Raw genomic sequence first — 26,334 nt, forward strand, 5'->3', positions numbered from 1 at the left:
TTGGCCTCAGATCAGCTTCAGCCCCTTAAGGCTGGCATGGCCGTGTTTGCCGACGATGATGTGATCATGTACCGCGATGCCGAGCGGCGCGGCGACATCGATCACCGCCTTGGTCATCTGCACATCGGCCTGCGACGGTGTCGGGTCGCCGGAAGGATGATTGTGCACCATGATGATGGCCGTCGCTGACAGTTCGAGCGCGCGCTTCACGACCTCACGCGGATAGACCGGTGTGTGATCGACGGTGCCGACCTGCTGGACCTCGTCCGAGATCAATTGGTTGCGCTTGTCCAGGAACAGAATACGGAACTGCTCCTTGTCGGCGAAGGCCATGGCCGTGCGGCAATAGTCGATAACCGTGGCCCATGACGACAATGCGGTGCGCTGTTTCAATTGCCCCTTGGCGACGCGGCTGGTGGCAGCGGCGATCAGCTTGATCTCGGTGATGGCGGCTTCACCGAGGCCGTCGACCTCGCGCAGCCGCGTGTCCGGGGCATGCACCGTCTCAGCGAAGGAGCCGAATTTCGTGATCAGCGATTTCGCCAGCGGCTTCACATCCCTGCGCGGCAGCGCACGGAACAGCACCATTTCCAACAGCTCGTAGTCGCTCAGCGCATCGGCACCGACACTGCGAAAGCGTTCCCGCAGTCGCTCCCGATGGCCATGATAATGCGGCGCTTCGGCAAGACCCGGCGGCGCAGTCGGATCGATGGGGCTGACGGGCATGTGGCGCAAACGCTCGCATGGACATTATCCGCGAGCATGCCGTGCCTGGCTGCATTTGCAACCAGAAAGTGTTCGATGTCGTGTGGCGATTTGAAGTTTAGGCGGCGGGCACGGGCGGCTGTTCGTTATGCCGCTTGGACAGCGTGAAAATCTCGACGCCGGTCGCCGTCACGCCGACGGTGTGCTCGAACTGCGCCGACAGCGACCGGTCGCGGGTCACGGCGGTCCAGCCGTCGGACAGAACCTTCACATGCGGCTTACCGAGATTGATCATCGGCTCGATGGTGAAGAACATGCCGGGGCGCAAGGTCACGCCTTCGCCAGGGCGGCCGACATGGATGATATTCGGCTCGTCATGGAACATGCGGCCGAGGCCATGGCCGCAGAAGTCGCGCACCACGCTCATCTGCTGCGGTTCGACGAAGCTCTGGATCGCATGGCCGATGTCGCCGGTGGTATTGCCGGGCTTGACCACGGCGATGCCGCGCATCAGCGATTCATAGGTAACCTCGACCAGACGCTCCGCCTTGCGGGCGAGTTCGCCGACGCCATACATGCGACTGGAATCGCCATACCAGCCCTCGACGATGAAGGTGACGTCGACATTGACAATGTCGCCTTCCTTCAGCGCACGGTCGCCGGGCATGCCATGGCAGACCACATGATTGATCGACGTGCAGGTCGAATAGCGATAGCCGCGATACATCAGCGTGGCCGGGAAGGCGCCATGGCTGAAGGCGAATTCGCGGACGAAGTCGTCGATCGCCGAGGTCAGCACGCCCGGCTTCACCAGATCGGTCAGCTCGTCCAGGCACTGCGACACCAGCGCGCCGGCCTTGCGCATGCCAGCAAAAGCGGCGGGACCATGCAGCTTGATCTGACCGGTTTTGCGCTGGGAGGTTTCGGAGGCTTCGACGTAGCTCATCAGGTGATCTTGCCAGGCAGGATGCGACGGGAATGTGTTATTTGAGGCCCCAATTTAATGGCTGGGGCGGTCAGCGCAAGCCAAAGCAGCCCCTCCGGGATCTCATCGCTCGGTTCCCAAGCCGGCCATATTCATGGCTGAATCGGCACTCGGCCGGCCAGAACGATGCTGCCGTGGTCGATCTGGCAGGTATAGGCGATGGCTTCGACGCCTGTGGCGCGGGCCTTGTCGAAGGCGCGGCCATAGGCCGGGTCGATATCCCGCGGCAGTGCAAAAGCCGTGGACGAGCCGATCTGGACCACGAACAGCATCATGGCCCGTGCACCCGCAGCGACCATGGCGGCCAGTTCGTCGAGATGACGGGCGCCGCGCGCGGTGACGGAATCCGGGAACTCGGCCAATCCGGGCTGGCGCATCATGTGGACGTTCTTGACCTCGACATAGCAGGGCGGCCGTGACGGGTGTTCCAGCAGGAAATCCACCCGCGATGCCGCACCATATTTCACCTCGCGGCGGATGATGTCGTAGCCGGTAAGTTCGGGGATCGCATTGGCGGCCAGCGCCTCGGCGACAATGGCATTGGGGTGCATCGTATTGACGCCGACCAGCTCCGGGCCATTGCCGAAATCGGCTTCGATCAGCTCCCACGAAAAAGGCAGCTTGCGGGTCTTGCTCGGTGACTTCGACAGCCAGACCCGCGCGCCGGCCGTCTGCAGGCCGAGCATCGCGCCGGGATTGGCGACATGGGCGGTGATCATGGTGCCATCGGCGAGCTCGACATCGGCAAGGAAGCGCTTGTAGCGCCGCAGCAGCGTCGCCGGAACCAGATCGGCCTGTAGCTTCATCGGCACTATTCCGGACCGGATGCGACTTCGACGATGGTCTCGACCGGTAGAGCCCCACCACGGATCTTCAGCTCGCGGACCGGATAGGGCACGCGGATGCCCTCGCGCTTGAAGGCATCCCACAGTCCCAGCATCACCTCGCTCTTCACAGCATCCATGCCGTCGGGCGAGTCGATCCAGAAGGTCAGCGAGAATTTCATGCCGGCTTCGGCGAATTCGGTGAGGATGCAGTTCGGCGTCTTGGCCGTATTGGCCCGTGGCGATGCCGTTGCGACGTCGATAGCCAGCTTGCAGACGACGCGCGGATCCGCATCGTAATTGGCGCTGAAATTGACCTTCACCAGCGTATCTTTGTCCGTATAGGTCCAGTTCACCACCTTCTGGGTAATGAGGTCCTCGTTGGGGATCAGGAACTCGCGGCCGTCGCCCGCGGCGACCGAGATGTAACGCGTATTCATCGCACTGATGCGTCCGGAGCTGTCGCCGATGGTGACGAGGTCGCCGGGCTTCACCGATTTGTCCGCCAGCAGGATCACGCCGCTGATGAAATTGGCGACGATTTTCTGCAAGCCGAAACCGATACCGACACCGACTGCGCCTGAGAACACGGCGAGGGCCGAGAGATTGATGCCGACCGCACCCATGACGAGAGCGACGGCGAACACCATCAAGAGCAGACGCACCAGCTTGATCAGCAGGACCTGGATCGAGGGCGTGAGGTCATGGGATTGCCTGATCCGGCCTTCCAGAAAATTGCTGGCAATATTCGAAAGCCATAGCGCTACCGCGAGCAAGACGCCGAGCTTGATCAAGAGCAGCGGGGTCAGCCGGAGGCCGCCGAGATCAATCCCGTTCGCATCCAGCATGGTGATGGTCGGCTGCAACTGGCCGACAATGCTGAGGGCCGCGACGAACCAGGCCGAGATCGACACCAGCCGGACCAAGAATTCGTTACGGATCACGCTGGTGACAAGCCGGATCACCAGCCACGCGAGTGCAAGCTTCGCGGCCACCGACAGTAAATAGCTGCGGCTCGGCCACGTCACGCTCAGCATGATCACGCGGTCGAGGGTCATCAGGATGGCAAAGGCCGCGGTGGCCGCGCTGCCGACGAGAATGCGCATGAACATGCGCAGCGGCGCCGGCCAGCCCATCGCCAGCGAGGTCATATCGACCCGCGAGCGGATTGCGGCCCCGATGGCGAAGGCAATGCCACCACCCGCCATCATCAGTCCGAGCTGCAGATAGAACCACGGCGAGGTTACCTCGGCGCCGAACGATCGTGCGGTTGCCAGCACGAATTCGTGGGTGTCGGTCAGGTCAAGCATCGCGCGGTTCTCGTTGTCGTGAATGTATCGTGTGGTGTGGAATCATCGCTGGACGGCGCATTTGATTCGGATGGGCAGAGATTCACACAAGCACCACGTCGACGCCATCGAGCGGAGCTTCTGCCTTGAGCAATTCCCGAGAAATATACCTGCAAATAGGTATCACGCAGAAAACGTTTGGCGTCTCGGGGTGACGACGATAAGCATGGATTTACAAGTATTTCCGGCCTCGGAGCCTCATGGCGTCACTTGATTCCGTCAGCATTGCCATCCTTCTCGGCGCAGTTCTGGTCATGGCCGGCATCCTGTCCAGCCTGCTTGCGCTTCGCTTCGGCGCGCCCTTGCTGCTGTTCTTCCTGTTTATCGGCATGGTGGCCGGCGAAGCGGGCCCCGGCGGACTGCGGTTTGACGACGTCCATACAACCTATGTGGTCGGCTCGGTTGCACTCGCGCTGATCCTCTTCGACGGTGGGTTGAAGACACGATTTCAGGCCATTCGCGCGGTGCTGGCCCCGTCGATGGTGCTGGCCACGATTGGCGTGTTGTTGACTGCGTTGATCACGGCACCGGTCGCCAAATATGCCCTCGACCTGAACTGGACCCAGGCGCTGCTAACTGGCGCGGTGGTGGCTTCCACCGACGCGGCGGCTGTTTTTCTGCTGGTCCACGCGCAAGGCCTACGCCTTAGGCCGAGGGTTGGCGCGACGCTGGAAGTTGAGTCCGGAACGAACGATCCGTTCGCCGTCTTTCTGACCCTGACGCTGGTCAAGCTTCTGTCGCTGGGGGACGCCTCCGCCGGTCACGTGGCAATGGAATTTGTTCAGGAAGCCGTGCTGGGCACCCTGATTGGCGTCGTCGGTGGCCGGCTGGTTGTCCTGGCCATGAATCGCGTGGCGCTGCCCCAAGGGTTGCATGCGCCTTTCGTCTGCACCGCAGCTTTGGTGATCTTCGGGCTGGCCCAGATCGCTCACGCCTCGGGCTTTCTGGCGGTCTATCTTGCCGGCATCATCATCGGCAATCGTCCGACACGGGCGCATAATTCCGTGGTGACGTTCCTCGACGCTGCGACGTGGCTGGCGCAAATCGTGATGTTCGTGATGCTCGGTCTTCTGGTGTCGCCGGAGCGGCTGGTGGGCAGCATCATTCCGGCGGTCGGCGTTGCCCTGGTTCTGATGTTCGTGGCGCGCCCGGTTGCGGTCTTCCTGTGTTTGCAGCCCTTCCGCTTCAACTGGCGCGAAAAGATGTTCGTTTCGTGGGTCGGCCTGCGCGGTGCCGTCGCAATCTTCCTCGCCTCGATCCCGATGCTGGTTGGTCTGCCCAAGGCGTCGCTGTATTTCGACGTCGCTTTCGTGGTCGTGATCATCTCGCTGCTGTTTCAGGGATGGACGCTGGCTTTTGCCGCCCGGAAGCTGCATGTCGCTCTGCCGCGCACCGACAGGGGGCCGCGCCGCATCGAACTCGATTTGCCAGGTCAGCTCGAACAGCAATTGGTCGGCTATGCCGTGCGCCCGAAGAGCCTCTACCTGAAGCGCAACCTCATTCCGTCGTGGTCGAAGCCGACGCTGGTCATTCGCGATGAGCGCATCCTGACGCCAGCGGAGGCCGAGCCTGTTACGGCCGGCGATTACATCTATCTGTTGGCGCCACCGGAAAAGGCGGAGGCGCTGGATCGCTTCTTTGTCGACATGCCGCCGAGTACAGCGCCGGACCCGCATCTGCTTGGTGATTTCATGGTGTCTGGCGAAATCACTCTCGGCGATCTTGCGGCGATCTACGGCATCGCCGTCGATCCAGCCCAGGCATCGCTGACGCTGGCCGATTATTTCGATATCCATCTCGATCATGCGCCGACCGTTGGCGCCGCCTTGCCGATCGACAGCATCGATCTTGTCGCGCGCAGTCTTGGTGGCGGACGCGTCAATGTGGTTGGCCTGCGTCTGCCCGAAGATGAAGATCCCGCGCCGCCGAAGTTGACACGCAGGCAAGCCCTCAAGGCGAAATTGAAACGAGGCTGGACCACGCTGTCCGGCGCCTGATTGGCTCAGGCTGCCGGGATGATACGCGGCAGGATCTCGGTGCCACCGAAGGCTGCGACACGGCCACGCTTCAGCATCACGACCTGCGTCGCCAGTTGCCGCATCTCGTCAGCATCGTGACTGACGAAGACCATCGGCACATCGCCTGCATCGCGCAGTCGCTTGAGGTAGGGCAGGATCTCCGCCTTCCGCTCCTCGTCGAGCGCCCCCATAGGTTCGTCGAGCAGTAGCAGCCTCGGTTGAGATAGCAGCGCACGTCCCAGCGCGACGCGCTGGCGTTCGCCGCCCGAGAGGCCGCCGGGACGGCGATCGAGCAGATGTCCGATATCAAGCATCTCCGTAATGCGTGTTTCCTCAGCGGGATCGCGTGTCAGACGGTTCATCCGGCGACCGTAATCGAGATTCTGCGCGACGCTCAGATGCGGAAACAGTCGTGCATCCTGAAACACATAGCCGATTCGGCGCCGATGCGGCGGGACGTGGACGCGCGCGCTGCCGTCATAGAGCACGTCGCCATCCACGGCGATGATGCCGCGATCCGGCTGCACGAGGCCGGCGATCATGCTGACCAGCGAGGTCTTGCCCGCACCTGAGGAGCCGAACAGGCCCGTCACGCGGCCTTCGCTGGTGAAGGCGACGTCGACCGAAAATTCGCCGAGTTGTTTGAACACATCAACGCGCAGCACGATCAGTTTCCGTGCAGCCGTTGCGTCGCGCGGCGCGCAAACCATTCCGAAGCGATAAGCGCCAGTACGGCGATGCCGATGGAGATCATCACCAGACGTGAGGCTGCCGCGTCACCGTCGGGCGTCTGGATCAACGAGTAGATAGCGGAGGAAATCGTCTGGGTCTCGCCGGGAATGTTTGAGACGAAAGTAATGGTGGCACCGAATTCTCCGATGGCCTTGGCAAAGCCGAGCACCATGCCGGCCAGGACGCCGGGCAGCGCCAGTGGCAGGGTCACCGTCGCAAACACCTTCCAGGGCGATGCGCCGAGCGTGCTCGACGCCTGTTCGAGCCGCCGGTCAACCGCTTCAATCGAGAGCCGGATCGGCCGCACCAGCAGAGGGAACGACATCACGCCGCATGCAAGCGCGGCACCCGTCCAGCGAAAGGCGAAGACGATGCCGAGATGTTCGGCGAGCCAGGCGCCGAGAAGGCCGCGTTTGCCGAGCAGCAGCAGCAGCAGATAGCCGGTGACGACGGGCGGCAGCACCAGCGGCAGATAGATTATGGCGTCGATGATCGGCTTGCCCCAGAAGTCACGTCGCGCGAGCAGCCAAGCGACGCCGATTCCAATCGGCGTCGAGATCAATGTCGCGATCACGGCGACCCTGACTGAAAGCAGGATCGCCGTCCATTCTTCAGGGGAGATGTCGGACACGTGTCAGGACGTTGGCTTGACCAGGAACGTGAAGCCGTACTTCTCAAGAACCGTCTTTGCGGTCGATGACCTCAGGAAGGTCAGGTAGTCGGCAGCTTCGGTCTTCGCGGTGGTGGTCGCCGCGACCGGATAGATGATCGCCGGGTGCGAGTCCGACGGGAAGGTGCCGATGATCTTCACGCCCGGATCGATCTTGGCATCGGTCGCATAGACGATGCCAAGCGGAGCTTCACCGCGCGAGACCAGCGTCAGCGCCGCGCGCACGCTCTCGGCCATGGCGAATTTCGACTCGGCGGCGGTCCAGCTGCCGAGCTTCTCAAGCGCGGCCTTTGCGTATTTGCCGACCGGGACCGACTTCACATCGCCGGTGGCGATCTTGCCGTCGCCGGCGAGCTTGGCGAGATCGAAGCCTTGACCGATGGCGACGTTGTCGAGCTTGGCGTCCTTTGCGGCGATCAGCACGATGCTGTTGCCGAGCAGGTCGGTGCGCGTGGCGACGTTGATGTTCTTTTTGCCGATGGCGTAGTCCATCCAGTCGGTGTCAGCGGACACGAAGACGTCGGCCGGCGCGCCCTGTTCGATCTGCTTGGCGAGCGCCGAGCTTGCAGCATAGCTGGCGGTGATCTTCACGCCGGTCTTGGCAGTGTAGGCGGCATCGAGCTCGTCGAGCGCGTTCTTCATCGACGCTGCGGCGAACACGGTGAGGGTTTTGTCCTGCGCATGGGCAGGCGTGAAGGTCGATCCGAGCAGGATCGAGAACACAGCGAAAAGTCCGGCAAAACGGTTCATGTGGCGCTCCATGCGTGAGCGCAGCGCAAAGTGCGCGCAACTCAGGCGTTGGTTGGGTGGGACATGCGACAGGCGGAAGCGCCGTTCCGGCAATCCCGAGGACTTACGGTCCGCAGGGATATCGCTGGGGAATAATATCAGGCTGGCCAAGTGGGTAAAGGCCCTTGGGCGCGGAGGCCTCTAAGGCTGCCGTCACTCGGACGGCAGCACGGCCAGGCTGATGGTGTTTTCAGTCACGCCGCTGACCTGGATCACGAACGGACCTGCCGCGAGATCGTACTTCATGGTCTTGCGGATGCCGGCGCAGTCGGTCGCGCCGCTGAACTCCATCGGCTTCAGGATCTCGCCATCCTGCACCACGTCGACCCACGCCGCCGACGACAGGCTGACGGTGTATGTGCCAGCCTTCGGCGCCTTCTGGAAGCGCGCAAAGCCTGCAAATGTGCCGTCTTTCGGCTTTCGCTCCGGGGGCGTCGGCAGCTTGGCATCACCGGGCGTCTTCAGATCGAGCGTCGCTGCAGAGGGAATTGCGAGGTCGGCACCTGAGACAATCTTGGGGCGATCTTGCGCCGTGAGTGCGGCGCGCTCCTTGTCGATCGGCCACTTGAATTTGTCACAGCCGCTTGGCTCGGCAGCCCATGCAGGCGCCGAACCGAGCAGTGTGAGCGCGACAATCAGACGCGCATACATAATCAATCCACCGCGATCATGACGTCGGAGGCTTTCACCACGACGATGCATTTGCCGCCGGCCTTGAGCGCCAGATCGTCAACGGCTTCGTTGGTGATTGACGAGGTCACGACCTGGCCGCCGCCGATGTCGACGCGGACATGCGACGTGGTCGCGCCCTTGGTGACTTCGAGGACAGTACCCTTGATCTGGTTGCGTGCACTGATGCGCATGTTGGATCTCGCCGATTGGGCCGGGCAGCTGGCAGCCGCGGCTGATATGGAAGGAGTGCGGGAGGGGCGCCCGTTGTTGATCGTCGGCTTACGGCACAACGATGGCGTGTTCTAACCCGGTTTCACGACAATGCGATAGCCAGTCGGCCGATCACGGTGCCGTCAGAACCTGTCGGCACGCAGCCGGCATTTCTGCGAGCGTCATCGGCGGCTTCGGCTTGGGCGGAACCGGCGGCGGTTTCGGATGCAGTACGGCATCGCTGAACCAGTAAGCCAGATCGCCGGCGCTGCAGCCCTCGGAATCAGTCGGCGGTGGCTGGGCTTCGCATTCGGCACTGCCGACCGGGCATTTGATGCGGACATGGAAGTGATAATCATGGCCGTACATCGGCCGCACCTTCGACAGCCAGCTGCGGTCGCCCTTGGCTTCGCGGCACAGCGCCTTCTTGATGGCGGCGTTGACGAAGATGCGCTCCACGCTGGGCTCCAGCGCCGCGGCGCGGATCACCGGCAGATGGGACGGCGTCCAGGTAGTCGGATCGATGTCGAGCCGGTCGTGCCGCACCATCATTACCGCCGACATCTCCTCACGCTCGTTGCGCGAGAGCTGGCGGTTCGGCATCGGCGTCAGCCAGATATCGGCATCAAGCCCGACCTGATGGCTGGCATGGCCTGTGATCATCGGGCCGCCGCGCGGCTGCGACATGTCGCCGACCAGGATGCCTGGCCAGCCGGCGTTCTTGTTAGCCTTGACCGATAGCCGCTCCAGCAGCTCGACCAGTTGCGGATGCGCCCAGTTGCGATTGCGCGACAGCCGCATCACCTGCCAGGTCGGCCCATTGATCGGCAGCGCTTCGGCGCCTGCGATGCAGCCCTTGGCGTAGAAGCCGACCACGCGCACCGGCGATTTCGTCGGCAGCACCTTGCGGCCGAATAGTTCTTTGGCGCCGATGGCCGGGTCGTTCGGATTGGCCAGCGGCGGCAGCGGTTTCAGATCGACGCTGCCTTTGGTTTGCGCCAACGCCAGCGGCGTTGAAGCAATGACGGGGGGCAGGAATATGAGGCTGAGAATCAGGCGAAGGCTCATGCTGCGACTATAGCTGAAGCTGTCGATGAGGTGAGTGACCTGCGGCACGCATGATTTTAACGCGCGGGTAACCACGTCTGACGCTGGCGCTTTTTCTTGCGTTTGGGTTTGCCGGTCCTTCTGTTGCCACCGGCTCAGTCGTTTGATCAGCGTTTCGAGCCGCTTGCGTCTCTCACTTGGCGGGGATGATCGCGCGTGACCCGCTGACGTCCAGACACGGGTAACCATAGGCCCACGGTTTTTGCCTGTTGTGAAGGCACGGGATGTGTACAGGCGCGCAATTCAGACGGTAATCGGTTGCTGTGAACGGGCATTGATACCGTTTTTTCAGACACTTCTTGCACATATTATCACACGCGCGTTGCGAGTGGATCATTGATGCCGAAGTTCCGGCCTGAAGCGAAAAAGAAAGCGAAAGCCGGACTGGCGTCTCGGATCACCCGGCCGAGCCGGGCGATCGCGGCTGCGCCGAAACTGGCGCCGAAAAAGGGTCTTGTCAGCGGTCCCATTCGCGAGATCGTGCGCCAGCGTGCCCAGGCCGAGGCGGCGATCGCGGAAGCCCGTAAATCCCACGAGCGTCTGCGCGAGGCGATCGACATCCTGCCGCAAGGCATCGTGTTTCTCGATTCCGATGGGCGCTACATCCTCTGGAACAAAAAGTACGCGGAAATCTACAACCGCAGCTCGGATCAGTTCGTGCCGGGTGCGCGTCTGCAGGACACGATCCGCGTCGGTGTCGAGCGCGGCGACTATCCTGAAGCCATCGGCCGCGAGGACGAATGGATCGCAGAACGCGTCGCCAAACTGTTCCATCCCGGCGAGCGCCACGAGCAGGTTCTGGCTGATGGTCGCGTCGTCCTGATCGAAGAGCGGCTCACCGAAGACGGCGGTGTCATCGGTCTGCGCGTCGACATTACCGAGCTGAAACAGCGCGAGGCGTCGTTCCGCCTGCTGTTCGAGAGCAATCCGGTGCCGATGATCGTCTGTGCGCTTGATGACGAACGCATCCTCAGCGTCAACGACGCTGCGATCGAACATTACGGTTACACGCGTCCGGAGTTCGAGAAGCTCACCATCCGCCAGTTGCAGGCCTTCGAGGCCGCCCCGCCCTGGGTCGGCGATCACGCCAATGACGAGCAGGCCGCGCGAACCTGGAAACACGTCAAGGCCGACGGCTCGCTGATCGATCTGGCGATCTATTCGCGGCACCTCGTCTACAACGAGGAGCCAGCCGTGATGCTGGCGCTGATGGATATCACGGAGCGCAAGCGCGCCGAGATGCGGCTGGCTTTCATGTCGCATCATGATGGCCTCACCGGCCTGCCAAATCGCAACCTGCTGCGCCAGCGTCTCGACGAGGTCCTCGCACATACGCGGCGCACCGGCGAGAAGGTCGCGGTGCTGTTTCTCGGCCTCGACAACTTCAAGGGCGTCAACGACACGCTCGGCCATGGTATCGGCGACAAGCTGCTGCGCGGCGTGGCGCGGCGGTTGCGGTCGTCATTGCGCGAGGAAGACGCGCTGGCGCGGCTGAATTCCGACGAATTCGCCATCATCCAGACCGGCATCAACCGTCCCGAGGATGTCGTGCTGCTGGCGCGCCGGCTGCTCGACGCCGTCGGTGAGACCTATCTGCTCGACGGTCATTCGGTGGTCATCGGCGCCAGCATCGGCATCGCGATGGCGCCGAGCGATGGCGACGAATCCGAGCGATTGCTCAAGAACGCCGACATGGCGCTGTCGCGCGCCAAGAACGACTCGCGCGGCACCTTCAGCTTCTTCGAGTCCGGCATGGACGCTCGTGCACAAGCGCGTCGCAAGATCGAAATCGATCTGCGCTCCGCCATTCAGGACGATCAGCTCCGACCCTTCTACCAGCCGCTGATCGATCTCAAGACCGGTCGCATCACCGGCTGCGAGGCGCTGGTGCGCTGGCCGCATGCGGAGCGCGGCATGATCTCGCCGGCGGATTTCATCCCGGTGGCAGAAGACACCGGCCTGATCAATGCGCTCGGCACGCAGATCCTGCGCCGCGCCTGCAACGAGGCCGCGCGCTGGCCCGATGAAGTGCGCGTCGCAGTCAACCTGTCGCCGCTGCAGTTCCGCGTCGGCAATCTGCTCTCGGTGGTGATGGATGCGCTGAAGCATTCGGGCTTGCCGCCGCGGCGGCTTGAACTGGAGATCACCGAGACGCTGCTGCTGGAAAAGAGCAATCAGGTGCTGGCGACGTTGCACGCGCTGCGCGCGCTCGGCGTTCGCATATCGATGGACGATTTCGGCACCGGCTATTCGTCGCTGAGCTATCTCAGAAGCTTTCCGTTCGACAAGATCAAGATCGACCAGTCCTTCGTGCGCGATCTCGGCTCCAATCGCGATGCGCAGGCCATCGTGCGCTCGATCATCAGCCTCGGCATGGGCCTCGGTGTCACCATCACGGCGGAAGGCGTCGAGACAGAATCCGAACTCGCCTGCCTGCGCAGCGAAGGCTGCCATGAAGGGCAGGGCTTCCTGTTCAGCCGGGCGCGGCCGAATGAGGAGATTGTCGAGCTGCTGCGCGCTCAGGCCATTGCTGCGCCGGATGCGGAACTGTCCGTCCGCGCGCAGGTCGCATAAGGCACGCGCCGATCTCCGCTTCGTGAGGGTGCGGACGACCCTTCGTCCCGTTTCCCATTGCGAGAATGGAGCGCCGGGAGGCGCCAGGGGGTTGCGAGACCCCTTGAGGCTGGCCTTGCGAGGGCCGGCCCGCACGTCAGCACCGGCGGGATTGCGAGTCCCGCAGGGAAGACGCGCGCGTTACGACATCGGTGGGGGTGCGAAGCCCGCCGAGCGAACGCTGCGCCTCCCGGCGCTCCACCAGCAGCTGCCCGGATGACCGGGTCGCCGCTGCAGTCTGATCGATGCTGTGTGTCATGAGCACGCAGCAATCGAGCAGGCTGGAATCGAGGTAACTCAATCTAGGACTAAAGTCAAGATCAGTTTAAGCTCGGAGGGATGACGAAAAATCCCTAGTTGGAAATCTTCGCTTTCGAGCGCTTCACGATATTTTCCATCCGCGCAGAATCCTTGGCGATGACAGCTCCGAACTGATCGGGTTTGTCCGCGATCACGGTCAAACCAAGGCCTTCCAGGCGAGCCGAAACAGTTGAATCTCGCAACGCCTCCACGATCGATGTGTTGAGCTTCTCAATCACGTCCTTGGGGGTCGCCGATGGAGCGACAAAGCCGTACCAGTTGCCCGCGAGGAGATCGGGATAGCCTGCCTGCGGTGACGTCGGCACATTGGGCAGCTGCTTGCTTGGTTCAGGCGCGGTCACGACGATGGGCCTCAGCGCTCCGCTTTGTACCTGCTGGACCGTGTTCGACAGATTATCGCACATCATGGACACCTGACCACCGATGACATCCTGAAGTGCCGGAGCTGCGCCCTGATACGGGATGTGGACGGCATCGATGCCTTCGAGCACCTTCAGCGTCTCGCCGCACAGATGGCTCGTGCTGCCGATACCGGCTGACGCAAATGTCAGCTTGCCCGGCTCGGCCTTGGCCAGCGCCACCAGTTCCTTCAGCGAGTTCGCCTTGACCGACGGATTGACGACCAAGATGTTCGGCGTCGAAGCGCCATTGGTGATGGGCGCGAAATCCTTTTCGGAATTATAGGCGGGCTTTTCATAGATCCACGGATTGATCGCCATCATGCCGGTTGTCGCGAGCAGAATCGTATAGCCATCCGCCGGCGAAGCGGCGACGCGAGCCGCCCCGATCGAGCCGTTGGCGCCGCCGCGGTTCTCGATGATCACGGTGACGCCGAGCGACTTCGACATCAGCGGAGCCACTAGTCGTGGAATCGCGTCCGCCGTGCTTCCAGCCGGATAAGGGACCACGATTGTGATCATTTTTTCCGGAAAGCCGGCCGCTGCCGCGCCGGGCACGCCCAAGGCGACAGGCGCTACCAGCGCCGCCAAAAGAAACGTCGTCCACTTCATCCGTAAATCCTTGCTTGGCATTCTGAAACTCCTGCGTGACATCTTGGGAACCATGGTGTTGGCTCCTCCAGGCTTACTGGCGCTTCCACTGCCGCGGTTCTTATCCAGCCGAGTGACCGGTTGCCGTCGACATCGTCTCAGAGAGAGTTGCTGATCACCCCGGGCGGTGCTCAGCCACATGCAACGCACCGGCCCGCTCAAGCGAGTCGAGCATCGCGATCCGGCGCAATAGCGCTCGTGCCTTTTCCGGATAGGCGGCTGCTGCGCGAATGTCGTCGCGGAAACGCGCGCGATCGGCTTCGTCTTTCGCTTCGAGGTTCTTCTTGTTGCGGATGGTGTCGCCCTGAATGGCCTGCATCGTGACCGTCCGGCGCTGCAGATCGTAATCGGCGAGAATGCTCTCATCAGCCGTGCCGTTGATGACTGGACCCAGCTTCGCGGTCAGGTTCAATGCATCATGAATGCCGCCATTCATGCCCATGCCGCCGAGCGGGTTGTTGATATGGGCGGCGTCACCGGCCAGGAATGTGCGGCCTTTCTGGAAGTTCGCGGCGACGCGCTGGTGCACACGATAGAGCGTGGTGTGGAGGATGGGGGCGTCCAGCTCTGCGGGAACGATCCGCCGGATCGACGCCGTCACATAGGCTTCGGACAGTGCTTCGTCATCGGATGTTTCCGCGGCCACCGGCATCATCACGCGCCATGCGCCGAGGATACGCAGAAGGAAGTACCAGCGTTCGGGATCGGCGACATAGCTGACCGATGAGACGCCCGGCCGAAGCGCGGTGAAATCGACCGGTGTCGTCATCACGAGGAAACGCTCGGGCCAGGTGAAGCCCTCGAATTCCATGTCCTGGCTGCGGCGAACGATGCTGTTCGCGCCATCGGCGCCGATCAGCCAGGCGCATTCATGCGTGGTGTCGTGGCCGTTGGCCGTGACCACCACCTTGACGGTATCGCTGCTCTGCTCGACCGATTTGACCTCGCTGCCGAACGCGATCGAGAACAATGGATTGCCGGACAGGGCATCCAGAATGATGCGCGTGAGCTTGAATTGCTCGGCTTGCAGACGGAACGGATGCCGCACCAGATCGGAGATCGCCGCGAAATCGAATGTTCCGAGCACACCGTCCTCGGACGAGCTGTACTGCACTGTCGGTGCCTTCAGCCCCTGTGCAATCAACGTGCTGGCGAAACCGAGATCGTCGAGCATGTCCAGCGTGGGCGGATGGAACGTCGATGCGCGCGACTCGCTGCTCAGCGCGTCGTTCTTCTCGAGCACCAGAACCGGAATGTTCTGTCGCACCAGATCTGCGGCAGCCACCATGCCGACCGGCCCTGCGCCGGCGATGATGACGGGAAGCTTCGCATTACTCATTCTATCAAGACCTCTTGCGGGGATTTCAGTGAGCATCGGCTCGGATCGGCGGCCCCTCTAAGAGGCTGCCGTCATCGTCTCTGGGCTCTCAGGCGGGATCGTAGTAGTGCATTTCGAGAAGCAGGCAGCCGCCCTCGGATTTGAACGGACCATGCCACGCGCCTGGCGGTCTGACGGCGTAGGTGTAGCCGGCGAATGGCGTGCCGCCTTGCCCGTTCTCGTCATTGCCAACGATCAGGTCGCCGGAGACGAGAAAGACTTCTTCCCAGTGGTCGTGAACGATCTGCTGCGTGGTGAAGAGACCCGGAGGGAACTTCAGCAATCGCGTCCGGCTGCCGCGTTTGTTCGCGGTATCGAGCGATCCGGACAGGATCTTCTCCAGCGCGCCCGACGCGGGATCGTAGCCCTCGGGCAATTGCCAGCCGCTCTCCATGTCGAGCGTGTGGAATTCGTCATGCAATTTGTTGACTGCCACTGATGTGCTCCTTGAAGTTGATGACCGAAGCACCTGTGCGGGGCACCGCGCTGCAGTCTGCATGTCTTGAGACCGTTGCCGGGGCGTGACCTCGCCAGAGGTCGCCGCCCGCCATGACTTTTGTCATCCGCGGGGAGATTGTTGCCTTGTGCTTAGGCGTGCAAACAATTTAATCTGCGGACATCTTGCGTTTTTGGAATGAACTATGCGCCGCAGAATACCGAGCCTCGGCGCGCTGATGGCGTTCAGCGCGGCTGCCAAACACCTCAGCGTCACCCGTGCCGCCAGCGAACTCGCGCTGACCGAAAGTGCGGTGTCGCGCCAGATTGCGCAGCTGGAGACGCAGCTCGGCGTGAAACTGTTTCATCGGATCAAGAAACGCATCACGTTGACGCGGGCAGGGGCGGCCTACAGCACCCGCGTGGCGCAGACGATCGAGCGGATCGAGCGCGATGCGCTCGAGATCATGGGCTATGAGGCCGACGGCATGGTTCTGGACGTCGCGGCGCTGCCCACTGTCGGCGCCCAGTGGCTCATTCCGCGCCTGCCGGACTTCTATGCGCGCCATCCCGGCGTCGCCGTCAATGTGAGTGCGCGCAACACGCGCTTCTTCTTCAGCGAGACCGCGCTCGATGGTGCCCTCTACTTCGGCCAGCCGGACTGGCCCGGCACGCAGGCAGACCATCTGTTCGACGAAATTCTTCTGCCGGTCGGATCGCCGACGCTGATCGGCAGGCGCGGCGAATTGCCGCCGAGCGAGGTCGCCGAGCTGCGGCTTCTGCATCTCGTCACACGCGCCGATGCATGGCGTCGCTGGTTCGACGCTGCGGAGCTCGGCGGCACGAATGTGATCCGCGGGCCGCGTTTCGATATCCAGTCCACTTTGATCAGCGCGGCGAGCTCCGGTCTTGGCGTCGCCCTGCTTCCGGAATTCCTGATCTCCGATCAACTCAGGTCGGGCAAATTGAAGGTGTTGTCGAGCCTGACGCTAAAAAGCGTCGGCTCGTACTATTTCGCCTGTCCGGAGGAGAAAGCCGAAAATCCTTTGCTGCAGGCATTCCGCGCATGGTTGCTGTCGCAAGCCCAGGCGTCTGCGCATCCCGGCTCCTCGCCAGGAGCTTTGCCAAAAGAGACTGGTCGCCTCGCGGATCGACGCAGCGCAACGACTGCAGGTGGCAAAGGATAATGATTGTGGGCTCTACCGCGCGCTCTCGTTGAGAGTCCAGTAACAGGTCTCCGGTCTGAACCGCGGCGTCTACCGGCAGCACGTGCTTTTGGACGATACCGGCGCGCAGCATGCACTGGCTTCCTTCTGCGCCTCCAGCCAGCGGTCGCGTGGCTTGCAACTCGCCGGACGCGGGGCAAGCGTCACCGTGAGAACGTCGCCCTGTATGCGCGGGGTATCCGCGCAGTGTAGTTGCATCGGCGCGACGCCATCGCTCACTTCGAAGGTCAGCCGCGCATTGGCATCGAGAGCGACATGGTCGGAGACTTTCCGGATGATGGCGGCGAATTTAGCCGCCGTCATATGGGTCCGGTCATCTTCGACGATGTCCCACAACTGTACGAAGATCTCCGACCACGCTTCGGGATTGCCGCCGCAATCAAGTGCGGAAAAGGCGCCCGCCTTGACTTCGGTGATGTGGTAGCCCGCCTGAATGCTGTGACCGCTATAGGTGAACACCAAGGGCAATGCCGGTGCCGCGTCGCAGGCGGCGAGGAGCGCCCCGATGCTGATGTCGTCGGCGGCGATCTGCGGCGAAGGCGGAATTTCCGGCTTGGCAAGGTCCAGCATCGATGTTACTCCATGATTCGATATTTTTAGGATTATTGAAATATGGAAGAACGTCAAGCCCTGTCGGCTTTCGCAGCCCTGTCCCAGGAGACACGGCTTCGCATCGTGCGCCTGCTCGTGCAGGCCGGTCCCGCCGGGATGCCGGCCGGCGCCGTCGCGGAGGCTGCAGGCGTGTCGGCCTCGAACGTGTCCTTCCATCTGAAGGAGCTGACCCAGGCTGGCCTTGCCAGCGCGAAGCGGGAGGCCCGCTCGATTGTCTACACGGCTGACTACGACGCCCTGTCGGGCCTCATCCAGTTCCTGATGCGGGATTGCTGCGCGGGTCATCCCGACATCTGTATGCCGGCCACGGCGTCCGCATGCACGTTGGATGGCAAGGAGCTGTCACGTGCCTGATAGCGTCGACGTCATCATCTATCACAACCCGGATTGCGGCACCTCGCGCAACACGCTGGCCATGATCCGCAATGCCGGCATCGAGCCGCATATCATCGAGTATCTGAAGACACCGCCGTCGCGGGTTCTGCTCGTTCAGTTGCTCGCGCGCGCCGGCATATCGGTGCGCGAAATCCTGCGCGAGAAGGGAACGCCCTATGCCGAGCTGGGCCTCTCCGACGCCAGTCTGACCGACGCACAGTTGCTCGACGCCATCGAAGCCCATCCGGTTCTGATGAACCGCCCGATCGTGGTCTCGGCGCTCGGTGTGAGGCTCTGCCGGCCATCTGAAGCGGTTCTGGACATCATGCCCACTCCACAGCTTGGAGCGTTCTCGAAAGAGGATGGCGACCGGGTCGTGGATGCGAGCGGCCAGCGGATCGCAGGACAACGTCATGACCAGTGAGGCCATCGGCAGGCCGGTTTCCGCTCCAGCCATGGGCTTGTTCGAGCGCTATCTCACGATCTGGGTCGGTCTCTGCATTGTCGTCGGGATTCTGCTGGGGCGATGGATGCCGGCCGTTTTCCATGCGCTGGGCTCGGCGGAGATTGCACAGGTCAATCTGCCGGTGGCTGTTCTCGTCTGGCTGATGATCATTCCCATGCTGCTCAAGGTGGACCTCGGAGCGCTCGGTCACGTTGGCGCACACTGGCGCGGCATTGCCGCGACCGTCGGAATCAACTGGCTGGTGAAGCCGTTCTCGATGGCGCTGCTTGCCTGGCTGTTCATTGGCCATCTGTTCAGGCCTTATCTGCCCGCGGACCAGATCGATAGCTATACGGCCGGTCTGATTCTGCTTGCCGCGGCGCCTTGTACGGCGATGGTGTTTGTCTGGTCGAATCTGGTCGATGGCGAGCCGAACTTCACACTTGGACAGGTCGCGCTCAATGACACCATCATGGTGGTTGCCTTCGCTCCGATCGTCGGCCTTCTGCTCGGACTGTCATCCATCATCGTGCCTTGGGGCACGTTGCTGTTGTCCGTCCTGCTCTACATCATCGTGCCTGTGGCGATCGCGCAGTTCTGGCGGCGCGCATTGCTGGCGAGGGGAGGCGAGGCGGCGCTATCGCAGGCGCTGTCGCTACTCGGCCCGGTATCGCTCGTCGCGCTCCTGCTGACCCTGGTGCTGTTGTTCGGCCTGCAAGGCGAGCAGATCACACGGCAGCCGATGGTCATTGCACTGCTCGCCGTCCCGATCCTGATCCAGGTCTATTTCAATGCCGGTCTCGCCTACTGGCTCAACCGCCGCCTCGGCGTCGCCTGGTGCGTGGCCGGTCCTTCCGCCCTGATCGGCGCATCGAATTTCTTCGAGCTCGCCGTGGCGGCGGCGATCGCACTGTTCGGTTTTCAATCGGGCGCGGCACTGGCAACGGTCGTCGGCGTTCTGATCGAGGTGCCGGTGATGCTCTCTGTGGTTCACATCGTGAAGGCGACACGGGACTGGTACGAGCGGGGAGCTGTGACCTGAGGTGGCAGTCGTTCGTTGGCAAGTCGTATCCGCGCTCGGTACGACGCAGACACTGGCATGGGCTTCCAGCTACTATGTTCCGGCCGTGTTCGCGGCTCCCATTTGCGACGACCTGCATCTGTCCAGGACGTGGTTCTTCGCCATGTTCTCCGTGGCGCTGCTGGTGTCGGGTTTGCTCGGGCCGCTCGCCGGCCGCATGATCGACCGCAGCGGTGGCCGGGACGTGCTTGTCGCCACCAATCTGATGTTTGCGGCGGGGCTGGCCTTGCTTGCGGTTGCAACGGGGCCGATCACGCTGGCCCTGGCCTGGCTGGTCATCGGCGCCGGCATGGGTTTCGGCCTGTATGAGGCTGCGTTTGCGACGGTTGCGGGATTGTGGGGGCGACAGGCCCGCAGTGCGATCACCGGCATCACCCTGTTCGCCGGCTTTGCGAGTACCATCGGCTGGCCCCTCAGTGCCGCGATGATCGATGCCTTAGGCTGGCGTGGCGCCTGCTTCGCATGGGCCGCGTTGCACATCGTCATCGGTCTGCCGCTCAACCGCTTTCTCGTTCCGAAGGCGCCGCCGCATGCGCATCTGGATGAGCCTGCCGTCCCAACATCAGGCATTCCATGGGCGATGATCGTTCTGGCGGGCGTCTTCGGTGCGACCTGGTTTGTCACCACCGCCTTTGCCGCGCACATGCCGCGCCTGCTGGAAGCGCTCGGGGCCACCCCGGCGCAGGCCGTGCTCGCCGGGGCTTTGATGGGGCCTGCGCAAGTCGCAGCCCGGATCGGGGAATTCGGTCTGCTACGACATGCGTCGGCGATGATATCCGCACGCTTGGCCGCGGGCCTACATCCCGTCGGCGCCGGATTGCTGATCCTGTTCGGAGCGCCCGTGGCACTTCCATTCGCCCTTCTGCACGGTGCCGGCAATGGCCTGTTCACGATCGCGCGCGGGACACTTCCGCTGGCCATGTTTGGCGCCGTCGGATACGGCATGCGAACCGGCTGGTTGGCCGCGCCGGCGCGCATCCTGCAGGGCGCAGCGCCGCTGCTGTTCGGCATTGTGCTGGATCACGGTGGCCCGCGCGTCGCGCTGGCGCTCACAGGCGGGCTGACGTCGCTCGCGTTCCTGGCGCTGTTTTGGCTAAGGACCCCAGCGGCGAAGCCGGCAACGAGTGCCATCGTTTAAATGCGATGAAAACTAACGTGCCGCCCGACCAGGCGTGCAATTGCGCGCCAGGCCGGGCGACGGTCGTTGTTGCTGACGCGAAAGACCCTCAGTCCTTCTTCACATACTGGCAGCCGCCGTCCTTCATCGGACGGAACACCTGATCGCCGGGGACCTCCGCGAGCACCTTGTAGTAATCCCACGGCGCCTTGGATTCTTCCGGCTTCTTGACCTCGAGCAGGAACATGCTGTGCACCATGCGGCCATCCTCGCGCAGGACGCCGTTATCGGTGAAGGCGTCGCGCACCGGCATCTCGCGCATCTTCGCCAGCACCGGCTTGGTGGCGCGGGTGCCTGCGGCCTGCACGGATTTGAGATAGTGCAGCGTGGCGCTGTAGGTCGCGGCCTGGTTCATGGTCGGCATGCGCTTCATCTTGTCGAAGAACTTCTTGCCGAAGGCGCGGGTGCGATCGTTGAGATCCCAGTAATAGGCCTCGGTGATGATCAGCCCCTGCGCCATCTTCAGGCCGAGCGAGTGGATGTCGGAGATGAACATCACGATGCCGGCGAGCTTCTGGCCGCCGGCGACGATTCCGAACTCGGACGCCTGCTTGATGGTGTTGATGGTGTCGCCACCGCCATTGGCCATGCCGATGATCTTGGCCTTGGACGATTGCGCCTGCAGCAGGAAGGACGAGAAGTCCGCCGTGTTCAGCGGATGCTTGGCGCTGCCGACCACCTTGCCGCCCGCGGCGCGCACCACGTCGCCGGTGTCACGTTCGATGGAATGGCCGAACAGATAGTCCGCTGTGATGAAGTACCAGGAGTCGCCGCCCTGCTTGACGATGGCGCTGCCGACGGTGTGAGCGTTGCCATAGGTGTCGTAGGTCCAGTGCGCGGTATAGGGCGAGCACGACTTGCCGGTGATGTCCGACGAGGCGGCGTCCGTGACGATCATGATCTTCTCGAATTGCTTCGACATTTCCATGCCGGCCAGCGCAGTGGCCGACGTCGGCATGTCGATGATCATGTCGACATTCTCGGCTTCATACCATTTGCGCGAGATAGTGGCGGCGACGTCGGCCTTGTTCAACGCATCGGCGGTGACCAGCTCGATCGGCTTGTCGAACATCTTGCCGCCGAATTCCTCGATGGCGATCTTCGCTGCTTCGACATTGCCCTGGCCGCCGATGTCGGCATAGACCGAGGCGAAGTCGGCGAGCACGCCGATCTTGAGCGGAAGCGTGTTGGTCTGCTGGGCTAGTGCGGAAGCGCCGAAAAGCAGCGAAACAGCAACCGTCGTAGCCGCAACCGTGCGGTGCGCGATCATTCAAACCTCCCCAAATTTTTATACGCGCCGTTTTCGGCGTCGTGGCGGCAGCATGAGGGGCGAAGGGCGGGGAGGCAAGGGCGGCGTGGGGGATGTTTGGTCGCAGAAACCTGCCGCATTGCGGCGGGCGGAAAATTGTGCCGGCGGAATCCGTTCATTCACGGCGCTATTTGTTCCCGGACGACAGCCAGTTGTCGCCGCGCTCATTCAGCCTGAGATGACCTCGTTGAAGGCCTGCGCTTGCGGAGATGATAGGTCAGCGCCAGTCCGACGCAGTGACTCAGGGCTTGTTCCGGCACGGGATCATCGACGTGCAGCACGATGCTGCGGTTGCCTTCGAAGCTTAGCTCCGTTGGATACAATTCACGAAAGGTCGCGACCAAATCGGTCTGGCAGTGAAAGTACAGCGCGTACTGCTCTGTGGCCCCCATGCGATCAAGCCGGATGGTACTCCCGCTTTTCGTCTCGCTTGTCAGATAGCTGGGCTGATTCCACTTGAGGGTCTCCTGCAGCGGACCGACGCCATCGATTCCCGCGGCGGTCCCGAAGATCAGTCGCCGGAGGGCCATGAGCCGCGCCTTGAAGGGCAGCGGTAACGGTCGAATGCCGCTTTGACGGCCGGATCGGAAAAACCGGAGGGGTGTTGCTGGGCCGCTTTGCTCAACTTCCGCATCGCTGCCACGTAGTGCCCCTCCTGTCAGAGCTGCAAGCGATATGCCCTCAGCTATCCACCTTCAGCGCGGCAATGAACGCTTCCTGCGGGATGTCGACCTTGCCGAATTGCCGCATCTTCTTCTTGCCTTCCTTCTGCTTCTCCAGAAGTTTGCGCTTGCGGCTGATATCGCCGCCATAGCACTTCGCGGTCACGTCCTTGCGCAGCGCGCGGACGGTTTCGCGGGCAATCACCTTGCCGCCGATCGCCGCCTGGATCGGAATGACGAACATGTGCGGCGGGATCAGTTCCTTCATCTTCTCGACCATGGCGCGGCCGCGGCCTTCGGCGCGGGTGCGATGCACGAGCATCGACAGCGCGTCGACCGGCTCGGCATTGACCAGGATCTGCATCTTGACGAGATCTGCGGCCTTGTAGTCAGTCAGATGATAGTCGAATGAGGCATAGCCCTTCGAGATCGACTTCAGGCGATCGTAGAAATCGAACACCACCTCGTTGAGCGGTAGCTCGTATTTCACCATCGCGCGGGCGCCGACGTAAGTGAGTTCTTTCTGATTGCCGCGGCGCTCCTGGCAGAGCTTCAGCACGCTGCCGAGATATTCGTCGGGCGTCAGGATCGTGGCTTCGATCCACGGCTCCTGGATCTCGGCGATCTTCACCACGTCCGGCATGTCGATCGGATTGTGGATCTCGATCTCCTCACCGTCGGTGAGATGCATCTTGTAGATCACTGACGGTGCGGTCGCGATCAGGTTGAGATCGAACTCGCGGCTCAGGCGCTCCTGGATGATTTCCAGATGCAGCAGACCGAGAAAGCCGCAGCGGAAGCCGAAGCCCAGCGCAGCCGAGGTTTCCATTTCGAAGGAGAATGACGCGTCGTTCAGCCGCAGCTTGCCCATGGCGGCGCGCAGCGTCTCGAAGTCGTCGGCATCGACCGGGAACAACCCGCAGAACACCACGGGGATCGCGGGCTTGAAGCCCGGCAGCATCTCGGTGACCGGCTTGCGGTCGTCGGTGATGGTGTCGCCGACGCGGGTATCCGCGACTTCCTTGATCGCGGCCGTGATGAAGCCGATCTCGCCGGGGCCGAGCTCGTCCACATTGACCATCTTCGGCGTGAAGTAGCCGACGCGCTCGACATCATAGGCGGCGTTGGTGCCCATCATGCGGACGCGCTGGCCCTTCTTCATGACGCCGTCGACGACGCGGATGAGGACGACGACGCCGAGATAGACGTCGTACCAGCTATCGACCAACAGCGCCTTCAGCGTGGCGTCGCGGTCACCCTTCGGTGGCGGCAGCCGGTGCACGATGGCTTCCAGAACGTCAGGCACGCCCAGACCCGTTTTTGCCGAGATCATCAACGCGTCTGAGGCGTCGATGCCGATGACGTCCTCGATCTGCTTCTTCACCTGCTCGGGCTCTGCCGCGGGCAGATCGACCTTGTTGAGGATCGGCACAATTTCGAGATTGGCGTCGAGTGCGTGATAGACGTTGGCGAGCGTCTGCGCTTCCACGCCCTGTGAGGCGTCGACCACCAGCAGCGCGCCCTCGCAGGCGGCCAGCGAACGCGAGACCTCGTAGGCGAAGTCGACGTGGCCGGGCGTGTCCATCAGGTTGAAGATGTAATCCTTGCCGTCCTTTGCCTTGTAGTGAAGCCGGACGGTCTGCGCCTTGATGGTGATGCCGCGCTCGCGCTCGATATCCATCGAATCGAGCACCTGCTCCTTCATCTCGCGCGCCTGCAACCCGCCGGTGATCTGGATCAGGCGATCGGCCAGCGTCGATTTGCCATGGTCGATATGGGCGACGATGGAGAAGTTGCGAACGTTCGAAATCGGGGAGGTTGTCATGCGCGCGGGATAGCATTCAGGCCCCGATGCGGCAACCTTAATGCGGGTTTCGGCCTGATTCCCGGCCCTGTTTCCGTCACGGCATCCTGATTTTACTCCGGCCCGAAACACGCTAGGCAGGGGCCCATGAGTACAATCGCTTCCTCTACCCCCGCCAAACGCCGGGGCTTGCTGTCGATCGGCCGCCGCGGCGCTGCGCGGCTCGTCGCCTGGGCGTGTGATCCGCAATTGAGCGTCCTGCTGGTGCTCGGCTTCACGATCGCCCATGTGGTGCTGTGGACCGCGATCCTGACCCAGGTAAAGGCGGCGCAGGACATCCATTTCGACGTCTCCGAGGGCTATGCCTGGGGGCAGAAGTTCCTGATGGGCTACGGCAAGCATCCGCCGTTGTCGGGCTGGATCTCGGGCGTCTGGTTCAGATTTTTCCCGCCGGTGGACTGGGCGACCTATCTGCTCGCCATGGTCACGGTCGGCATCGGCATGATCCTTTGCTGGGCGATCGCGCTGCGCGTGGTCGATCGCCGCCGTGCCTTTTTCGTGCTGCTGATGGTCGCGATCTATCCGATCTTCAATTTCAAGGGCTTCAAATACAATCCGGACCTGCTGCAGCTGGTAACTTTGCCGCTGGTGGTGCTGGCCTATTTGCACGCTTTCGAGAAGCGCTCGATTCGCTCGGGCTTCCTGCTTGGCGTCGCCGCTGCGCTGGCGCTGATGACCAAATACTGGGTGGTGACGATGATCGGCGCCATCGGTCTGGCCGCGCTGATCCATCCGCAGCGGATGCTGTTCCTGCGATCGCCGGCACCATGGATCGCCATCGCGACGATGGCGGCGGCGATGATTCCGCATCTCGACTGGGTGCGGCAGGTGGAATACGCGCCGTTTCGTTACGCCGGCAATACCTATGCGATCTCGTCACGCTGGGAGAGTTTGCAGCTGGCGTGGGGCTATGTTGGCCACAATATCGCGCTGCTGCTGTTGCCGCTGGGTCTGGCCGCTGCGGTGCTGGCCTGGAGCCCGCGCTGGTGGGTGTCGGTGGCGCGCGATCCCCGCGCATTCGTCAAGCGGCCGTGGTCACTGACGACCAATCCCGGTGTCCGCAGGGACCAGGCCCTGAATATCTGGCTGATCCAGGCCATCGTCGCCGTCGGGCCGCCGATCGGTGCGTTGTTATTCGACGTTTATATCAAGACCGATTGGGGTATCTCGCTGTTCTTCTTGGTGCCGCTGGCGGTCATTGCGATCCCGGCGCTGAAGATGCCGCGGGTCGCGCTGGTACGGCTCGCCGCGATCTGGCTGGTGCTGTCGCTGGTCACGCTCGCCGCCGCACCGCAGATCGCCATCGCGTCACTGCCGCGCGATGCCAACGGCAATTTCGCTCACATCTCCTACTCGCAACTCGCGCGCGAACTCACCGAAGTCTGGCACAAGCGCTTCCACACGCGCTGGAGCGAGGTCGTGGGCTTCGTTGATGTCGCCGAGCAGATGACGTTCTACAGTCCCGATCATCCGCTGCCGCTGACGCCTTACGAGCCATGGCCGTCAGGCGTGACGTCGATGGCCGAAGCGAAGCGTAACGGCTTCATCGGAATCTGCATGGTCGGTGACTGGAAATTCGATCGCTGCGAAGCGTGGATGAAGGACAATCTCCCGAATGCCGAACGCATCGTGATGTCGACGCGACGCTTCTTCAAGGGCAATGTCGGCACGACCACGCGGTGGAATGTCTATGTGGTAGCGCCTGGAGCGATGAAATAGCCGTTCG

General features: G+C 62.6%; 25 protein-coding genes. 8 read left to right on the forward strand and 17 right to left on the reverse strand.

Annotation, left to right across the window (positions count from 1 at the left end):
- Positions 1 to 6: 6 nt before the first annotated feature.
- The 4 genes from radC to AB7783_RS25945 form a co-directional block, all read right to left on the reverse strand.
- On the reverse strand, positions 7 to 726 hold the full coding sequence (gene radC / locus AB7783_RS25930) for a RadC family protein (protein WP_441279164.1): 720 nt from the start codon (positions 724 to 726) through the stop codon (positions 7 to 9).
- Between the two features lie 97 nt (positions 727 to 823).
- Complete coding sequence (gene map, locus AB7783_RS25935) at positions 824 to 1,651, reverse strand: type I methionyl aminopeptidase (protein WP_320446474.1); 828 nt, start codon at positions 1,649 to 1,651, stop codon at positions 824 to 826.
- Between the two features lie 131 nt (positions 1,652 to 1,782).
- Complete coding sequence (gene sfsA / locus AB7783_RS25940) at positions 1,783 to 2,496, reverse strand: DNA/RNA nuclease SfsA (protein WP_441279165.1); 714 nt, start codon at positions 2,494 to 2,496, stop codon at positions 1,783 to 1,785.
- A gap of 5 nt (positions 2,497 to 2,501) precedes the next feature.
- Positions 2,502 to 3,824, reverse strand: a complete 1,323-nt coding sequence (locus AB7783_RS25945; protein ID WP_175368541.1) for a mechanosensitive ion channel family protein — start codon at positions 3,822 to 3,824, stop codon at positions 2,502 to 2,504.
- 239 nt (positions 3,825 to 4,063) lie between these two features.
- On the opposite strand from AB7783_RS25945, the gene AB7783_RS25950 reads away from it, so the two are divergent.
- Entirely contained in the window at positions 4,064 to 5,860 is a 1,797-nt protein-coding gene (locus AB7783_RS25950; RefSeq protein WP_093759886.1) for a potassium/proton antiporter, read from the forward strand.
- Between the two features lie 5 nt (positions 5,861 to 5,865).
- Here the strand turns inward: AB7783_RS25950 and modC are convergent, their stop codons facing one another.
- The 6 genes from modC to mepA all read right to left on the reverse strand — a co-directional run bounded on the left by modC (position 5,866) and on the right by mepA (position 10,022).
- Positions 5,866 to 6,546, reverse strand: a complete 681-nt coding sequence (modC, locus tag AB7783_RS25955; RefSeq protein ID WP_441279166.1) for a molybdenum ABC transporter ATP-binding protein — start codon at positions 6,544 to 6,546, stop codon at positions 5,866 to 5,868.
- Between the two features lie 2 nt (positions 6,547 to 6,548).
- Positions 6,549 to 7,244 (reverse strand): molybdate ABC transporter permease subunit, encoded by a 696-nt coding sequence (gene modB, locus AB7783_RS25960; protein WP_068733848.1) that lies wholly within the window; start codon positions 7,242 to 7,244, stop codon positions 6,549 to 6,551.
- Between the two features lie 3 nt (positions 7,245 to 7,247).
- Positions 7,248 to 8,033 (reverse strand): molybdate ABC transporter substrate-binding protein, encoded by a 786-nt coding sequence (gene modA, locus AB7783_RS25965; protein WP_441279167.1) that lies wholly within the window; start codon positions 8,031 to 8,033, stop codon positions 7,248 to 7,250.
- 192 nt (positions 8,034 to 8,225) lie between these two features.
- Positions 8,226 to 8,723: a hypothetical protein gene (locus tag AB7783_RS25970; protein ID WP_441279168.1), complete on the reverse strand. Its 498-nt coding sequence runs from the start codon at positions 8,721 to 8,723 to the stop codon at positions 8,226 to 8,228.
- Between the two features lie 2 nt (positions 8,724 to 8,725).
- Positions 8,726 to 8,935, reverse strand: a complete 210-nt coding sequence (locus AB7783_RS25975; protein WP_089262895.1) for a TOBE domain-containing protein — start codon at positions 8,933 to 8,935, stop codon at positions 8,726 to 8,728.
- A 151-nt stretch (positions 8,936 to 9,086) separates the two neighbouring features.
- Entirely contained in the window at positions 9,087 to 10,022 is a 936-nt protein-coding gene (mepA, locus tag AB7783_RS25980) for a penicillin-insensitive murein endopeptidase (protein ID WP_441279169.1), read from the reverse strand.
- Positions 10,023 to 10,400: 378 nt separating this feature from the next.
- Between mepA and AB7783_RS25985 the strand changes: the two genes are divergently transcribed.
- Positions 10,401 to 12,635: a putative bifunctional diguanylate cyclase/phosphodiesterase gene (locus tag AB7783_RS25985; RefSeq protein ID WP_092140036.1), complete on the forward strand. Its 2,235-nt coding sequence runs from the start codon at positions 10,401 to 10,403 to the stop codon at positions 12,633 to 12,635.
- Between the two features lie 392 nt (positions 12,636 to 13,027).
- On the opposite strand, the gene AB7783_RS25990 is transcribed toward AB7783_RS25985, so the two are convergent.
- From AB7783_RS25990 to AB7783_RS26000, 3 genes are all read right to left on the reverse strand, one after another.
- Positions 13,028 to 14,005 carry a Bug family tripartite tricarboxylate transporter substrate binding protein gene (locus tag AB7783_RS25990; RefSeq protein ID WP_176454493.1) on the reverse strand — a complete coding sequence of 326 codons (978 nt, stop codon included), beginning with the start codon at positions 14,003 to 14,005 and terminating at the stop codon, positions 13,028 to 13,030.
- A 154-nt stretch (positions 14,006 to 14,159) separates the two neighbouring features.
- Positions 14,160 to 15,383, reverse strand: coding sequence for an FAD-dependent oxidoreductase (locus AB7783_RS25995; protein WP_441279170.1), 1,224 nt, complete (start codon positions 15,381 to 15,383; stop codon positions 14,160 to 14,162).
- 88 nt (positions 15,384 to 15,471) lie between these two features.
- The gene (locus tag AB7783_RS26000) at positions 15,472 to 15,858 is read right to left on the reverse strand and encodes a cupin (protein WP_068733870.1); all 387 of its coding nucleotides are present in this window, start codon (positions 15,856 to 15,858) and stop codon (positions 15,472 to 15,474) included.
- A gap of 205 nt (positions 15,859 to 16,063) precedes the next feature.
- Between AB7783_RS26000 and AB7783_RS26005 the strand changes: the two genes are divergently transcribed.
- A complete protein-coding gene (locus AB7783_RS26005) occupies positions 16,064 to 17,044 on the forward strand; it encodes a LysR substrate-binding domain-containing protein (protein WP_309947954.1) in 981 nt (326 codons plus the stop codon).
- 69 nt (positions 17,045 to 17,113) lie between these two features.
- On the opposite strand, the gene AB7783_RS26010 is transcribed toward AB7783_RS26005, so the two are convergent.
- Positions 17,114 to 17,653, reverse strand: coding sequence for a DUF6428 family protein (locus AB7783_RS26010; RefSeq protein WP_309947952.1), 540 nt, complete (start codon positions 17,651 to 17,653; stop codon positions 17,114 to 17,116).
- A gap of 42 nt (positions 17,654 to 17,695) precedes the next feature.
- Here AB7783_RS26010 and AB7783_RS26015 point away from each other — a divergent pair, with 42 nt between their 5' ends.
- From AB7783_RS26015 to AB7783_RS26030, 4 genes are read left to right on the forward strand one after another with little or no spacing between them, the layout of a single operon-like run.
- Positions 17,696 to 18,049, forward strand: coding sequence for an ArsR/SmtB family transcription factor (locus AB7783_RS26015; RefSeq protein WP_309947950.1), 354 nt, complete (start codon positions 17,696 to 17,698; stop codon positions 18,047 to 18,049).
- Entirely contained in the window at positions 18,042 to 18,494 is a 453-nt protein-coding gene (gene arsC, locus AB7783_RS26020; protein ID WP_441279171.1) for an arsenate reductase (glutaredoxin), read from the forward strand. The genes AB7783_RS26015 and arsC overlap by 8 nt, the downstream gene beginning before the upstream one ends.
- A 31-nt stretch (positions 18,495 to 18,525) precedes the next feature.
- The gene (gene arsB, locus AB7783_RS26025; RefSeq protein ID WP_439065955.1) at positions 18,526 to 19,557 is read left to right on the forward strand and encodes an ACR3 family arsenite efflux transporter; all 1,032 of its coding nucleotides are present in this window, start codon (positions 18,526 to 18,528) and stop codon (positions 19,555 to 19,557) included.
- Position 19,558: 1 nt separating this feature from the next.
- On the forward strand, positions 19,559 to 20,734 hold the full coding sequence (locus AB7783_RS26030) for an MFS transporter (RefSeq protein WP_441279172.1): 1,176 nt from the start codon (positions 19,559 to 19,561) through the stop codon (positions 20,732 to 20,734).
- A gap of 88 nt (positions 20,735 to 20,822) precedes the next feature.
- Here the strand turns inward: AB7783_RS26030 and AB7783_RS26035 are convergent, their stop codons facing one another.
- The 3 genes from AB7783_RS26035 to lepA all read right to left on the reverse strand — a co-directional run bounded on the left by AB7783_RS26035 (position 20,823) and on the right by lepA (position 24,569).
- A complete protein-coding gene (locus AB7783_RS26035) occupies positions 20,823 to 22,043 on the reverse strand; it encodes an ABC transporter substrate-binding protein (RefSeq protein WP_441279173.1) in 1,221 nt (406 codons plus the stop codon).
- A gap of 203 nt (positions 22,044 to 22,246) precedes the next feature.
- Positions 22,247 to 22,612, reverse strand: a complete 366-nt coding sequence (locus AB7783_RS26040) for a DUF1801 domain-containing protein (RefSeq protein ID WP_441279174.1) — start codon at positions 22,610 to 22,612, stop codon at positions 22,247 to 22,249.
- Positions 22,613 to 22,763: 151 nt separating this feature from the next.
- Positions 22,764 to 24,569, reverse strand: a complete 1,806-nt coding sequence (gene lepA, locus AB7783_RS26045) for a translation elongation factor 4 (protein WP_089262869.1) — start codon at positions 24,567 to 24,569, stop codon at positions 22,764 to 22,766.
- A 126-nt stretch (positions 24,570 to 24,695) separates the two neighbouring features.
- On the opposite strand from lepA, the gene AB7783_RS26050 reads away from it, so the two are divergent.
- Entirely contained in the window at positions 24,696 to 26,327 is a 1,632-nt protein-coding gene (locus AB7783_RS26050; protein WP_441279175.1) for a glycosyltransferase family 39 protein, read from the forward strand.
- The last annotated feature ends 7 nt before the right edge of the window (positions 26,328 to 26,334 follow it).

This window comes from Tardiphaga sp. 172_B4_N1_3, from assembly GCF_052076035.1.
Lineage (GTDB): Bacteria > Pseudomonadota > Alphaproteobacteria > Rhizobiales > Xanthobacteraceae > Tardiphaga > Tardiphaga robiniae.

Excerpts from the sequence above, each read along its gene's own strand:
- radC (WP_441279164.1), bottom strand. The coding sequence starts at position 726 with ATGCCCGTCAGCCCCATCGATCCGACTGCGCCGCCGGGTCTTGCCGAA.
- map (WP_320446474.1), bottom strand. The coding sequence starts at position 1,651 with ATGAGCTACGTCGAAGCCTCCGAAACCTCCCAGCGCAAAACCGGTCAG.
- sfsA (WP_441279165.1), bottom strand. The coding sequence starts at position 2,496 with ATGAAGCTACAGGCCGATCTGGTTCCGGCGACGCTGCTGCGGCGCTAC.
- AB7783_RS25945 (WP_175368541.1), bottom strand. The coding sequence starts at position 3,824 with ATGCTTGACCTGACCGACACCCACGAATTCGTGCTGGCAACCGCACGA.
- AB7783_RS25950 (WP_093759886.1), top strand. The coding sequence starts at position 4,064 with ATGGCGTCACTTGATTCCGTCAGCATTGCCATCCTTCTCGGCGCAGTT.
- modA (WP_441279167.1), bottom strand. The coding sequence starts at position 8,033 with ATGAACCGTTTTGCCGGACTTTTCGCTGTGTTCTCGATCCTGCTCGGA.
- AB7783_RS25970 (WP_441279168.1), bottom strand. The coding sequence starts at position 8,723 with ATGTATGCGCGTCTGATTGTCGCGCTCACACTGCTCGGTTCGGCGCCT.
- AB7783_RS25975 (WP_089262895.1), bottom strand. The coding sequence starts at position 8,935 with ATGCGCATCAGTGCACGCAACCAGATCAAGGGTACTGTCCTCGAAGTC.
- mepA (WP_441279169.1), bottom strand. The coding sequence starts at position 10,022 with ATGAGCCTTCGCCTGATTCTCAGCCTCATATTCCTGCCCCCCGTCATT.
- AB7783_RS25985 (WP_092140036.1), top strand. The coding sequence starts at position 10,401 with ATGCCGAAGTTCCGGCCTGAAGCGAAAAAGAAAGCGAAAGCCGGACTG.
- AB7783_RS25990 (WP_176454493.1), bottom strand. The coding sequence starts at position 14,005 with ATGAAGTGGACGACGTTTCTTTTGGCGGCGCTGGTAGCGCCTGTCGCC.
- AB7783_RS25995 (WP_441279170.1), bottom strand. The coding sequence starts at position 15,383 with ATGAGTAATGCGAAGCTTCCCGTCATCATCGCCGGCGCAGGGCCGGTC.
- AB7783_RS26005 (WP_309947954.1), top strand. The coding sequence starts at position 16,064 with ATGCGCCGCAGAATACCGAGCCTCGGCGCGCTGATGGCGTTCAGCGCG.
- AB7783_RS26010 (WP_309947952.1), bottom strand. The coding sequence starts at position 17,653 with ATGCTGGACCTTGCCAAGCCGGAAATTCCGCCTTCGCCGCAGATCGCC.
- AB7783_RS26015 (WP_309947950.1), top strand. The coding sequence starts at position 17,696 with ATGGAAGAACGTCAAGCCCTGTCGGCTTTCGCAGCCCTGTCCCAGGAG.
- arsB (WP_439065955.1), top strand. The coding sequence starts at position 18,526 with ATGGGCTTGTTCGAGCGCTATCTCACGATCTGGGTCGGTCTCTGCATT.
- AB7783_RS26035 (WP_441279173.1), bottom strand. The coding sequence starts at position 22,043 with ATGATCGCGCACCGCACGGTTGCGGCTACGACGGTTGCTGTTTCGCTG.
- AB7783_RS26040 (WP_441279174.1), bottom strand. The coding sequence starts at position 22,612 with ATGGCCCTCCGGCGACTGATCTTCGGGACCGCCGCGGGAATCGATGGC.
- lepA (WP_089262869.1), bottom strand. The coding sequence starts at position 24,569 with ATGACAACCTCCCCGATTTCGAACGTTCGCAACTTCTCCATCGTCGCC.
- AB7783_RS26050 (WP_441279175.1), top strand. The coding sequence starts at position 24,696 with ATGAGTACAATCGCTTCCTCTACCCCCGCCAAACGCCGGGGCTTGCTG.